Origin of the sequence: Marinobacter gudaonensis (assembly GCF_900115175.1) — a bacterium.
GTDB lineage: Bacteria > Pseudomonadota > Gammaproteobacteria > Pseudomonadales > Oleiphilaceae > Marinobacter > Marinobacter gudaonensis.
Genome location: NZ_FOYV01000001.1, coordinates 1,157,079 through 1,169,981, shown reverse-complemented (window position 1 = coordinate 1,169,981; position 12,903 = coordinate 1,157,079). Strand labels below are relative to the sequence as shown.

The 12,903-nt window shown below is 59.5% G+C and carries 10 protein-coding genes; 5 read left to right on the top strand and 5 right to left on the bottom strand.

All coding sequences use genetic code 11. From position 1 onward, the window contains the following. Nucleotides 1-76: 76 nt before the first annotated feature. Nucleotides 77-319: a hypothetical protein gene (locus tag BM344_RS05305; protein WP_091986849.1), complete on the bottom strand. Its 243-nt coding sequence runs from the start codon at nt 317-319 to the stop codon at nt 77-79. A gap of 266 nt (nt 320-585) precedes the next feature. Between BM344_RS05305 and parC the strand changes: the two genes are divergently transcribed. Both parC and serB read left to right on the top strand, forming a co-directional pair. Next, nucleotides 586-2,895 carry a DNA topoisomerase IV subunit A gene (parC, locus tag BM344_RS05300; protein WP_091986846.1) on the top strand — a complete coding sequence of 770 codons (2,310 nt, stop codon included), beginning with the start codon at nt 586-588 and terminating at the stop codon, nt 2,893-2,895. After that, complete coding sequence (serB, locus tag BM344_RS05295; RefSeq protein ID WP_091986844.1) at nt 2,888-4,120, top strand: phosphoserine phosphatase SerB; 1,233 nt, start codon at nt 2,888-2,890, stop codon at nt 4,118-4,120. Before parC ends, serB begins: the two co-directional genes overlap by 8 nt. 11 nt (nt 4,121-4,131) lie before the next feature. Here the strand turns inward: serB and BM344_RS05290 are convergent, their stop codons facing one another. From BM344_RS05290 to epmB, 3 genes are all read right to left on the bottom strand, one after another. Further along, complete coding sequence (locus BM344_RS05290) at nt 4,132-6,216, bottom strand: EAL domain-containing response regulator (RefSeq protein WP_091986840.1); 2,085 nt, start codon at nt 6,214-6,216, stop codon at nt 4,132-4,134. 107 nt (nt 6,217-6,323) lie between these two features. Beyond that, complete coding sequence (locus BM344_RS05285) at nt 6,324-8,129, bottom strand: GTPase (RefSeq protein WP_091986837.1); 1,806 nt, start codon at nt 8,127-8,129, stop codon at nt 6,324-6,326. 219 nt (nt 8,130-8,348) lie between these two features. Then, nucleotides 8,349-9,389, bottom strand: coding sequence for an EF-P beta-lysylation protein EpmB (epmB, locus tag BM344_RS05280; RefSeq protein ID WP_091986834.1), 1,041 nt, complete (start codon nt 9,387-9,389; stop codon nt 8,349-8,351). A 45-nt stretch (nt 9,390-9,434) separates the two neighbouring features. Between epmB and efp the strand changes: the two genes are divergently transcribed. Both efp and epmA read left to right on the top strand, forming a co-directional pair. Beyond that, nucleotides 9,435-10,010 (top strand): elongation factor P, encoded by a 576-nt coding sequence (gene efp, locus BM344_RS05275; RefSeq protein ID WP_091986832.1) that lies wholly within the window; start codon nt 9,435-9,437, stop codon nt 10,008-10,010. Between the two features lie 7 nt (nt 10,011-10,017). Beyond that, on the top strand, nt 10,018-10,989 hold the full coding sequence (gene epmA, locus BM344_RS05270) for an EF-P lysine aminoacylase EpmA (RefSeq protein WP_091986829.1): 972 nt from the start codon (nt 10,018-10,020) through the stop codon (nt 10,987-10,989). 32 nt (nt 10,990-11,021) lie between these two features. On the opposite strand, the gene asd is transcribed toward epmA, so the two are convergent. Continuing rightward, nucleotides 11,022-11,876, bottom strand: a complete 855-nt coding sequence (asd, locus tag BM344_RS05265; protein WP_091986826.1) for an archaetidylserine decarboxylase — start codon at nt 11,874-11,876, stop codon at nt 11,022-11,024. Nucleotides 11,877-12,050: 174 nt separating this feature from the next. On the opposite strand from asd, the gene motA reads away from it, so the two are divergent. Next, on the top strand, nt 12,051-12,902 hold the full coding sequence (gene motA / locus BM344_RS05260) for a flagellar motor stator protein MotA (RefSeq protein ID WP_091986823.1): 852 nt from the start codon (nt 12,051-12,053) through the stop codon (nt 12,900-12,902). The last annotated feature ends 1 nt before the right edge of the window (nt 12,903 follow it).

The following is a 12,903-nucleotide window of genomic DNA, read 5'->3' as shown; positions in this document are numbered from 1 at the left end:
CCCGGAATTGTCATGGTGGAATGTGCGAAAGATTGCGCCGGGTCAAGTTTGTCGATTTTTTGGCGCCGTTTGTGAATTATCGGGAAAGATCAGGAGAGTTTCCCGGCGCCTCGGAGGATCGACACAGGTGACGCTGGCGCCAGAACTGGCCTGCAAAGATAACCAGCCAGATCAGCAAGCCTGCCCACAGATAGGGCTCGGCGATCTGAAAGCTGCCACTGATGGCAAATTCCACCAGCAGCATGAGCGCAAGCGCCAGAACCGCGTTGACCAGAGCTGTAATCATGGCTTGCCCGCAGGCTTTGATATTGGGCTTCATAGTGTTCCGCTTGTGAAGAAAATAAAACGGTCTTCTATTCACTGAGTGGGAGAATAAGCGCCGCCTTACAGTCTCTCCATGCGGGAATTCCGCTATTGGAATCAGTGATCTGTCGCGCCGGTACCGGAATTCCTCTAATAAATCTGCGGGTTGTTGGTGTATCGGCGCCGTGCTTCATATAATGTGCGCTTCCGTGCGCGGGTACGTGTGTCGGGTGTGGTCCAGCAGGCCACGGACGTTTTCCAATCAGGCGACAAGAGGCATCCATGCCAGAGTTCCAGACAACGGATGAAGGCTTCGAGCGGGTTTCGCTCCGGGATTACACGGAAAAAGCCTATCTCGATTATTCCATGTACGTCATTCTCGACCGGGCACTGCCGAACGTCGGCGACGGTCTCAAGCCGGTGCAGCGGCGGATTGTGTACGCCATGTCCGAGCTTGGGCTGAAGTCGACGTCCAAGTACAAGAAGTCTGCCCGAACCGTAGGTGACGTGCTGGGTAAGTTCCATCCGCACGGCGACAGTGCCTGCTACGAAGCCATGGTGCTGATGGCGCAACCGTTTTCCTACCGTTACCCGCTGGTGGACGGCCAGGGTAACTGGGGCTCCCCGGACGATCCCAAATCGTTTGCCGCCATGCGTTATACCGAATCGCGGCTGGCGCCCTTTGCAGAGGTGCTGCTGGGTGAGCTGGGCCAGGGGACCGTCGACTGGGTACCCAATTTCGACGGTACTATGGAAGAGCCTTCCGTGCTGCCGGCGCGCCTGCCCCATGTACTGCTCAATGGCACCACGGGTATTGCCGTGGGTATGGCAACGGACATCCCGCCTCACAACGTGCGGGAAGTGGCCGCGGCCTGTATTCGCCTGCTTGACCAGCCGGAAGCCGGCGTTGAGGAACTTTGCGAGCACATCAAGGGGCCTGATTTCCCCACCCACGCAGAGGTCATTACGCCGCGCAAGGACATCCGCCAGATGTACGAGACCGGCCGAGGTTCCCTGCGCATGCGGGCCCGCTGGATTCGTGAAAGCGGAGAGATCGTTGTAACCGACCTGCCGCACCAGGTATCCGGAGCCCGTGTGCTGGAACAGATCGCCCAGCAGATGCAGACCAAAAAGCTGCCCATGGTGGCCGACCTGCGCGACGAATCCGACCATGAGAATCCGACCCGACTGGTGATTGTGCCTCGCTCCAATCGCGTCGATCTCGACGGTTTGATGGCGCACCTGTTTGCCAGCACCGACCTGGAGAAAACCTACCGGGTCAACATCAATGTGATTGGCAACGACGGCCGTCCCGGCGTCAAGGGGCTGCGGCAGATCCTCACCGAGTGGCTGGCTTTCCGGCGCACCACGGTAATCCGGCGTTTGCAGCATCGTCTCGACAAGGTGCTGGCACGCCTGCACATTCTCGAAGGCCTGCTGATTGCCTACCTCAATATCGACGAGGTTATCGAGATCATCCGCAATGAAGACAAACCCAAGGCCGAGCTGATGTCGCGCTTCGGGCTGTCTGCGGATCAGGCGGAGGCAATTCTCGAACTGAAGCTGCGCCACCTGGCCAAGCTCGAGGAAATGAAGATCCGCGGCGAACAGGATGAGTTGTCTGCAGAGCGCGACGAACTGCAGGCCATCCTCGGTTCAGAGGACCGGCTCCGGGAGCTGATCAAGAACGAACTCCAGGCCGACGCCGACGCCTTCGGCGACGACCGTCGTTCGCCGATTGTCGAGCGGGAGGAAGCCCGGGCGTTCAGTGAGGTGGACCTGGTTTCCAACGATCCGGTCACCGTGGTGCTCTCTGAAAAGGGCTGGGTGCGTGCCGCCAAGGGCCACGATATCGAGCCCGAAGGGCTGAGTTACAAAGCCGGCGACCGGTTTGCCCTGGCCGCCCGGGGCCGGAACAACCAGCAGGCGATTTTCCTGGATTCTACCGGGCGGGCCTATTCGCTGATGGCGCACAGTCTGCCGTCGGCCCGGGGGCAGGGGGAGCCACTCACCGGCCGTATCAACCCGCCTTCCGGTGCGCATTTCTCTGGTCTGCTGATGGGCGAGCCTGCCCGCAAAGCGCTGTTGGTGACCGACGGCGGCTACGGCTTCGTAACCTCGCTGAACGACATGATCAGCAAGAACCGCAACGGCAAGGCCGTCGTGAGTGTGCCCAAGGGCGCCAAAATCATGCCGCCGGTGGCGATTCCGGCCACGGACAAGACGCTGTATCTGGTGGCGGTGTCCAACGAGGGCCGGATGCTGGTGTTCCCTCTCAGCGAGTTGCCGGAACTGGCCAAGGGTAAGGGCAACAAGATCATCAGCATTCCCTCGGCCCGGGTTCAGAACCGCGAGGAATACGTGGTGGCCATCGCGGTGTTTGCCGAGGACGACCAGCTGGAAGTCCGCGCAGGCAAACGCAAGCTGGGCCTGCAGTTCAGCGATCTGGAACACTACCTGGGTGAGCGGGGGCGTCGCGGTCACAAGCTGCCCCGGGGTCTTCAGCGCGTAGACACCATTGAGGTGATTCCTTCTGCCGCCAGAGTCCAGGAGGAGGCTAACGCCGGCACAGAGGGCAGCGACGGTGAGTGAACTGGTACTTGTGAATGTGTCCGGGCGCGACAAGCCCGGGCTGACGTCTGAAATCACCGGCATCATGGGACGCTACGATGTGCGCATCCTCGATATCGGTCAGGCGGTGATACACGATCACCTGACCTGGGGCATCCTGATCGAGATTCCCGACGAGTCCAAGTCCTCGCCGGTGATCCGGGACCTGCTGTTCCGGCTTCACGCGCTGGATCTTCAGGTAAGGTTTGCGCCCATTACCGTTGACGAGTACCAGGCCTGGGCGGCAGGGCGCAACCGCGCCTGTTATATCGTTACGCTCCTCTCCCGGGACATCAAGGCCGAACAGATTGCCCGGGTGTCTGCCATTACCGCCCGCCACGGCCTGAACATTGACAACATCTCGAGGTTGTCGGCCCGGCCCTCCCTGAACGCCAGTGAGAACCGGATCGCCTGCGTGGAATTCTCGGTGCGTGGCACACCGTCGGATCTCGAGACCTTGCGGTCGGATTTCCTGCACATCGCCGCCGAAATGAACGTGGACATCGCTTTCCAGGAAGACTCCATTTTCCGGCGCAACCGTCGACTGGTGGTCTTTGACATGGATTCCACGCTGATCGAGGCGGAAGTGATCGACGAGCTGGCCCTGGAGGCTGGCGTGGGTGAGCAGGTGGCCGAGATCACCGAGCGGGCAATGCAGGGCGAGCTCGATTTCAGCCAGAGCTTTGCCGAACGGCTGGCCCTGCTCAAAGGGCTTGATGAGACCGTACTGGAGCGAATTGCCGAGCGTCTTCGCATGACGGAGGGCGCCGAGCACCTGATTCGCAGCCTCAAGGCCCTGGGGTACCGTACCGCCATCCTGTCCGGTGGCTTTACCTACTTTGCGCGCCATCTGCAGCGCAAGCTGGGCATTGATTACATCTACGCCAACGAACTTGAGATCGAGAATGGCAAGGTGACGGGGCGGGTGTCAGGCCAGATTGTCGATGGCCAGCGCAAGGCGGAGCTGCTGCTGGAAATTGCGGAAAAGGAGCATATTTCCCGGGAGCAGGTGATTGCCGTGGGTGATGGCGCCAACGACCTGCCGATGCTCAGCCAGGCCGGGTTGGGTGTGGCATTCAGGGCCAAGCCGCTGGTCAAGGAATCGGCCCGTCACGCCATTTCCACCCTGGGGCTGGACGCCATCCTGTACCTGATCGGGTTCAGGGAGAGTGATACCAGCCAGACCCTTGATAACGCGGACCACTGAGCCTTTTCGGCTCAGTGGTCGCCGAAATCGTAGTTCATCTCCGGTACCGGAGCCTGCAGGTAGTAGCCCTGAATGTAGTTTACGCCGGCCTGCCAGAGTGTCGCCAGAACGCCGGCATTCTCCACCAGGGGAATGATGGTGAGCTTGCCGTTTGACTGCAGGCTCTTGACCATTTCCTTGACCTCGTTCTTCGCTTCCTCGCTCTTCTGGATCTCTTCGGTGAAGGAACCGTCTATTTTCACGTAGTCTGTGTCGATGTGTTTGAGCGTGTTGAACGGGTTCAGAGCGCAGCCAAACTGAGAGATGGACACCTTGCAGTGCAGTTCGTGCACGGTTTTCGCGAATTCCTTGGCCTGCTTCATGTAGTTGTTGGCGTCGCCTTCACGAATCTGGAAGATCAATGAGTCACCGGGCAGACGCGCAGCCTTCAGGGCGACGCTCAACCAGGGCGTGAAGGTCTTGTCCTGAAGGGTTTCCGCCGTGATGTTCAGGAACAACCTTGTATCGTGTCCGCGGGACCGGTGGCTGGCGAGTTGTTTGATGGTTTGCAGGATCACCCACCGATCAATCTTGATGGCGGTGTCACTCGGCCCCATCGGCGGCAGGAAGTCGTAGGGTGAAACCTCTTCGTCGTCCTTGTCGAGCATTCGAACGAACGCCTCGTAGTGTTCCTCGCCCTCGCCACGCAGATTGATGATCGGCTGGAACAGCAAGCGGAAGCGGTTTTCTTCAAGGGCTTTCTGGATGGCCTCAACCGAGTTGTTCTCGTCGAGGTCCTCAAAGTCTGCCGGGTTATAGACCACCACGCCGTTGCCTTCGTTGTGACCTTCCAGTTTGCGCACTTCCGCCGACGCCACGTGGGCCCGGGCCATCAGCTCCTCGGCCTTGGGAGAGTTCTCGGTTATGGCGGCCACACCGATACTCAGCGTCAGTTGCACGGTACGGCCATTGATGTCGAACAAGTGGTCTTCGACTGCCTTGCGCACCCGTTCGGCGATATTGGCCATGGTCTTTTCATCACAGGGCTGGCATAGCAGGCTGAAGGCATCGTCACTCAATCTTGCCAGCACGAGATCATCGCCCGCCTGCTCTTTGAGCAGGTTGGCGAGATCGCCCAGCAGCAAATCAGCGCCGGCGATACCCACCTGGCTCTTCATTCCCATGAAATTGTCCAGGGCAATGTAGGCGAGAGCGCCAGTTTCGTTGTTCTTGCCGGCCCGACCGATGGCTTCGGCCAGGGCGTCCATCAGATACTGCCGGTTGTAGAGCCCGGTCAGCAGATCCTGACTGCTGATCTGGCGCAGCTTCTCTTCCAGTTCGGCATCGCTATGTTCCGGCTGCAGTACAATCTGGGTACAGGCTTCGCCGTCATAGGTGGCGGCCGAGACCGACATGGTGACACTGAGTTCGTGGTCATCACTGCGCCGGGCGGTGCAGTTCAGGGTCATGCCGTCTTCGCCTTTTTCGGCGAAGGCCTTCATGAATTCCTTGTATTTTTCCTGGCTCTCCGGAGTGAGTGTGTCGAGCACCGGAATACAGATCAGCTCGTCGATATCGTCGTAGCCAAGGAACTCCATATAGGACTGGTTGGCATAGATGTGCATGCCGTCGTTGATATAGGCAATGGCGTCCTTCGAGCTTTCCAGCAGCAGCTGACAGCGTTGCTCGGCCTCCCGCAGGTGGGATTCGAGTACGCGGCGCCGCCGCCGCTCCTCCAGAGCGGCAAGTTCACGATTGACCACCAGTACCAGCATGTCGGTGTATTCGAAAGGTACGGTGTCCTGGGCGCCGGCCTTCATCATGGCGACCGTGCGCTCGCGGCTTTCCTGCTCGGTGAGCAGGATGAAGGGGATGTCCTTGTCCATGCGGCGAATCATGGCCAGCGCAGCGTCTGCAGAGAACTCCTGCTCCAGGTCCCGGGCCAGAAGCAGGTCCCAGTTGCCCGCCTTGAGGGTTTCTTCCAGATCTTCTTCGGAGGTAATGCGGTGGGCCCTGGTGGCTTTCCCGGAGTTCCGGAGCAAGCTGACCAGCGATTCGGCGTCGTTCTGGGACGGATCAAGAATCAGCAGGTGTACGGTCGCGTTCTTTTTCTGCATTCGTCAGGTGTCTCGTGATGCACTGTTCATTCACCAACGCTGAATGATGCAGGGGTTGCGGATCAATAACAACCCCGCAGCAGACACGGCCTCTCAGTTTGGCACGTTCAGAGCGATGGCCAGAGCGAATCGAACTCATCCTCGCTGGCTCCGGAGGGGGTGGCCGGAGTGCCCGGAGTGAACGCTGCATTGTTCTGCAGTTTCAGCTCAAACTGGCTGATGCTTCCGGTTGAGGAAACCCGGCGCGACAGCTGGCCCTGGTCCTCGCGGCCATCATGCAGAAGCGAAATCCGGCTGCCTGACTGGAATGGCAGCCTGGGTGTGATCAGAGTGGCTGACTGGTTGACCACGCTGATTTCCGGCAACAACAGGCCGCGGAGATACTCGCTGCTGTTGCCGACCTTCTGGATCAGTCGCACCCCGCAGGGCGCGGCACTCGGGGCGAGTAGCTCGATGCCCACCTGAGTGCCCTGGTTCTTGATCTGACGGATCCATCGCACAACCGCCACACTCCAGGGATGGGAGCGATGCTCGCGAACGCCGAGTATTTCGCCCGCCTGAAGAGAGGGCGGCACGTTGCTTTCCCAGGCCACGCAGTAGCCACCGGGACTGGTGTTGACCAGCAACGCCTGGTATGAGCGGGGGCGGTTGCGATCCGTCGACGGTGATTGGGAGTTGCCGTAATTGCCCTTGAAGTTGATGGGCGTGTCGGCCGATACCAGTCGATCATCGGCGGGCGCCGCGTCATGGGCGCCCGACCAGGCATCCTGTTTCTGACGGGCAGTGCGCACGAACAGGTTTTCTTCGTCATGCTGGCCGGTGTCGTTGCCGTTTACGAATTCGGTAAAGGTTTTCTCGCCGGAAATGAAATAGTGAGCTGAAGTCAGGCCAACACAGATTTCCAGGGAGCCCTGGCTGCTGATCCGGTTGAAGTTACGCTTGGCAAGAATGCCGAGGGCCTGGCTCAGGTGAGTCAGCAGGGTGTCGCTGACCTTTGCCGGCACGGCGAGATCATTCTCCGCCTCTTTTTGCTGGCGGCGGGCATGGAGCGTTTCCGACAGCATGGTGGAGAGGTCGCGGGTGTCAAAGCCAAAGCTCTCATCTCCGGGCTTCTGGTCCAGCAGGCTCCGGTAACAGGGAGGTGTGTCCCGCTCCATGTTCACAACAAACAGGCTGTCATCATCGATATCCGGGCCGCAGCGGGTGTGCTCGGTCCACACCTCGAACAGCTCATACACCTGAAGCAGTTCGGCCTGCCGAAGCTGGTTCGGACGGGCGCAACCCAGCAGGAGGACCCGCTTGTAGCTGTCCGCAACCGAGCTGGCCCTGCGATGCTTGAGGGTGTCGTCATCGACCTGCACCACTGACAGCTTGTTGCGGTGGACGAACCGATACAAACGGTGGCACTCCAGCCAGCTCTGAGCCGGGCTGGGGCAGTAGAGCTGGTGTGACCTGAGGATGGTGGCGGACAGTTCAGAGATGGCCCGATGCGCAGCCGTGGCAATCTGCCGCCGGTTTTTCTCCAGCCCACCGTTGTCAATGAACTCCAGCAGACACAGCTTATAACCACCGGCCAGGTGCAGTTGCAGGGCCTGGGACAGATTGGCGATCTTCCGCTGCTTTTCCGGTAGTGCGACCGCGAGGCCCAGATAGTGGCGGGAAAGTTCGCTGCAGACAAAGTGAATTTTTTCCCGGATCAACTCCAGAAACTGGAGTCTCTGTTGCGGCGCCAGGAACAGGTGATTCAGCTCGATGATCGCATGATACAACTGGCGGGATACCTCGCCGATGTTGGCCATCGGGAGTTGATCAATCCAGGTCCGGAAGGCCTTGGGCGTGGTGTCGCAGAACGACAGGCTGGCTGTTTTCTGCTCGGGAACGCGGAGATCTGGTTTCAGGGTCATACCTTCCATTCGGTCACGCCACTATCGACATCGGGGGTATTCCAGGCCTGGCCCTGCTCGGCCAAGTGTCCACTCGGGAGCCACGTGCCGGTAGGAAAACGCCATAAATACATGTTTTTATCTTTAACGTTACTGGACTTTAAGGTAGCAAACCAGTCTCAAAAAGCGAGAAGATCACGAGTTCACAATCTTTGACAAGTGAAATTACGTTGCTTTTTGCGATGCCAGTCACGGGAACAGGTTGATCGGTGTCTTGCTGGCCTCGCCAGGCACCTCCCGCACCAGTCGCGGTACCAGGAATCCGGGCAGGCGGGTCAGAAGCTCCCGGACCAGTGCCCGGGCTTCGTCGTCGGGCACCTCGTAGTGGTGCGCACCGGCTACCGGATCGAAGGTGTGCAGATAATAGGGCAGAACGCCGGCATCGAACAGGCTCTCGCTCAGGGACTCCAGCACCGGGACCTGGTCGTTGACGCCTCGCAGGATGACGGCCTGATTGAGCAGGGTCGCTCCGGCTGCCCTGAGGTAGCCGAGCGCACGTCGGGTCGGACCGTCGATTTCCGCCGGGTGATTGATGTGCAGGACAATCACGATCTGCAGGGGTGTCGTGGACAGCCACTTCAGCAGTTCATTGCAGACCCGCTGGGGGATGACCACCGGCAGGCGGGTGTGCAGCCTGAGCCTGCGGATATGGGGAATGCTGCTGATGGCCGAGGCCCATTGCGCCAGCAGGCGATCATTGACGGCCAGTGGATCGCCGCCGCTGAAAATAACCTCGTTGATCTCCGGGCTGTCGGCCAGGGTATCGATCACCCGCTGCCGGTCTTCCGGTGACAAGCGTTGCTCCTCATACGGAAAATGTCGCCGGAAGCAGTAGCGGCAATTAACGGCGCACTGGCCGGTCACCATCAGCAGCGCCCGGCTGCGGTATTTTCGGATCAGCCCCGTGCTGGCGATGGCGTCGGCTTCCCGCAGCGGGTCGCTGACGAATCCCGGCGCTTCCAGGGTTTCCTCCTGTAATGGCAGCACCTGGCGCAGCAGCGGATCGGCTGGATTGCCTTTTTCCATGCGCGCCAGGAACGGTTCCGGTACCCGGATCGGGAACAACCTGTGGCCCGCTCTTGCACCCGACAACCAGGGAGTCTCGGGAAGTTCCAGCCGCTTGAGGAGCTCTTCCGGCGAGGTTACCGACTGCGACAACAGCTGTTGCCAGCTGCGCTGCTCGTGGTCGGAAAGGTGGGCTTCTATACGGGCGGGGGTTCGCTGTATCATATCGCCCTTCGAATTTTAAACAGCATTTTGTCAGGTGGACATTTCATGGCTTCATATTCTACCAACGAATTTCGCGGCGGTCTTAAGGTTTTGCTCGATGGCGACCCCTGCATCATTCTCGAAAACGAGTTTGTAAAACCCGGAAAGGGGCAGGCGTTCAATCGCGTCAAGCTGCGTAACCTGATGACCAACCGGGTCTGGGAGCGCACCTTCAAGTCTGGCGAAAGCCTCGAAGCCGCGGATGTCATCGATCAGGACATGGAATACCTGTACACCGACGGTGAGTTCTGGCATTTCATGAAGACCGACGGCTCCTTCGAGCAGTATCCAGCCGACGTCAAGGCGGTGGGCGACACCGTCAAGTGGCTGAAAGAGCAGGACGTGTACACCGTGACCCTCTACAACGGCGCGCCGCTGTCCGTAACGCCGCCCAACTTTGTCGAGCTGGAGGTGGTGGATACCGATCCGGGCATGAAAGGCGATACCGCCCAGGGTGGCTCCAAGCCGGCAACCCTCTCCACTGGTGCCGTGGTGAACGTACCCCTGTTCATCACCATCGGCGAAGTGCTGAAGGTAGACACCCGCTCTGGCGAATACGTCAGCCGGGTCAAAAGCAGCTGAGCCTGGGATGACTCATCAACCTGTCTGGCGGCCCGCTGCCTCACAGGACGCCCTGAAAAGCCGCGCACAATTATTGGCCTTTGTGCGCGGCTTTTTTGCGCAACGGGGTGTGCTGGAGGTGGAGACCCCGGTGCTTGGCCAGTTCGGTGTCACCGATCCCAATCTCGATGGTGTTGCTGCTTTGGCAAGTGCTGGTGCCCGCAGTGGCGGGTGGCTGCAAACGTCGCCTGAATATCACATGAAGCGTCTGCTGGCGGCCGGCACCGGTCCGATTTATCAGGTATCCCGGGTGTTCCGCAACGGCGAGCAGGGTCGTCGGCACAACCCGGAATTTTCCATGCTGGAATGGTACCGACCCGGGTTTGATGACCGGGCGTTGATGGGTGAGGTCTCTGACCTGGTGTGCGGATGGCTTGGCTGCGGCCGGCCCGAAGTACTAACGTATCGAAACGCCATGCGCAGCTGGGCCGATATCGATCCCTTTGCTGCCACCGATCACGATCTTCGCCGGCGTGGTGAGCAGTGGCTGGACGCAAAACAACTGGCGGATATGGACCGGGACGGCTGCCTGGACCTGTTGATGAGCTTTGCCGTGGAACCGAATCTGGGGCAGGGCGGTCAGCCGGTGTTCATTACCGGTTATCCGGCATCGCAGGCTTCCCTGGCAAGGGTTTCACAGGTAGACGGCCAAGCCACCGCGCACCGGTTCGAGCTTTACATCAATGGCCTTGAGTTATGCAACGGCTACTGGGAACTGACCGAGCCTGCGGAACAGCGACAACGCTTTGCGGCCGACAATGCCCAGCGTCGTCGGCTGGGCAAGCCTGAAATGGCCGTGGACGAAGCGTTTCTGGCAGCCCTCGATCATGGACTGCCGGACTGCTCGGGGGTTGCTCTGGGGCTGGATCGGCTGTTGATGCTCAAGCTCGGAACAAACGATATCCGTGAGGTGTTGGCGTTTCCCTTCGAGCGGGCCTGATGGCTTTCCGGTGTTCGGGAAGGCGAAACCGATCAGGAAAGCGTGCCAAATGCCTCGCCCATGCGTACGGTTTTGCCGGCCACCTGGTCGCTGTTCCAGGTCACGGATCCCTTGGGCATGACAAGAATGACGGTGGAGCCCAGGCGGAAACGCCCCATTTCCTCGCCCTTGGCAAACTGCCGGGCATCGTCGCCCTCGTAGCGGGTTGCCTTTACACCCTGGCTCGTGGGCACCACCACACCGGCCCAACGGGTTTCCACGCTACCGACAATCATGGCGCCGACCAGAACCATGGCCAGCGGGCCCGCCTCGGTGTCGAACAGGCACACAACCCGCTCGTTGCGGGCGAACAGATTGGGCACGTTCTCCGCCGTTACCGGGTTGACCGAGAACAGCTTGCCGGGAATATGGATCATCTCCCTGAGCGTGCCTGCCACCGGCATGTGAATGCGGTGGTAGTCCTTGGGTGCGAGGTAAATGGTGGAGAATTCGCCCCCGGCAAAGGGCTCGGTGGTGGCCTCGTCGCCGCCAAGCAGTTCGCTCAGGCTGAAGGTCTGCCCCTTGGCCTGGAAGACGCGATCCCCGGTAACCTGCCCCAGTTGGCTGATGGCGCCGTCAACAGGGCTGACCAGGGTTTTCTCGCCTTCGGCGATCGGGCGGAGACCCGGTTTCAGCTCCCGGGTGAAAAACGCGTTGAAGGTTGGGTAGGCTTCGGGATCCGGTTCGGCCGCTTCGCTCATGTCTACGCCATAACGGCCGATAAACCATTTGATCACCCGATTCTTGAGCGCGGGGTTGCGGTCGTTGTCGGCCAGACGGCCGGCCAGGCGGGAAATCCCCAGTTGCGGCGTGAGGTACTGGCTCAGAACAAAAAGCTTGTCGAACATTAAAAGTGATCCTTTGCGCTCAAAGGCGCGAAGTTTACCAAAGACTGCCACCTGTATAGAAATTGTTTCACGGCTTCGCGGTTGGCCCGTGGCCTTGCTATTATCAGGTCACCTTTGGCGTGATTGCTTCCGGCTCCGGCCCATAACCAAGACTATAAGGCGCTCCTTCTTACCATGTTATTGATCATCGGCGGACTTATTGTTGTTGCCAGTGTTTTCACTGGCTATGTTCTTCACGGCGGCAACCTGATGGTGCTCTGGCAACCAACGGAAGTGCTGATCATTTTCGGTGCTGCCCTGGGCTCCTTTATCATTGCCAACCCGGTGCATACCCTCAAGGAAACCTTCAGTCGTGGCCTGCAGTTGCTCACCGGGTCTCCGTTCAACAAATCCTTTTACATGGATCTGCTCAGCCTGCTGTACGAGATTTTCGACAAATCCCGCAAGCAGGGTGTCATGGCCATAGAGGAAGACATTGATAATCCGGAATCGAGCCAGATTTTTACCCGCTACCCCGCGATCATGAAATCGAAGGAGCTGCTGGCATTCATTACCGATTACCTTCGCATCATCAGCTCCGGCAACATGGCCGCCCACGAGCTGGAAGGTATGATGGAAAACGAGATCGACAGTCGCCATCAAGAAATCGAAGAGCCTGCCCATGCCGTCAACAAAATAGCCGACGCCTTGCCCGGCCTGGGGATTGTCGCGGCGGTGCTTGGTATCGTGATTACCATGAACTTCATGAGCGAGGGGCCAGAGAAGATTGGTCTCAGCGTTGCCGCTGCTCTTGTAGGTACCTTTCTCGGCATCTTCATGGGCTACGGGTTTGTTGGCCCCACCTCTATTGCCATGGAACACGCAGCGAAGTATGAGCTCAAGGCCTATGAGTGTGTGAAAGCCTCGGTTGTTGCCACCGTGTCCGGCCAGGCACCGCAAATGGCCATCGAGTTTGGCCGCAAGGCGCTGCCGACAGACAAACGACCCGGATTCCAGGAACTGAACGATCACGTTCGCTCCAAGTAAT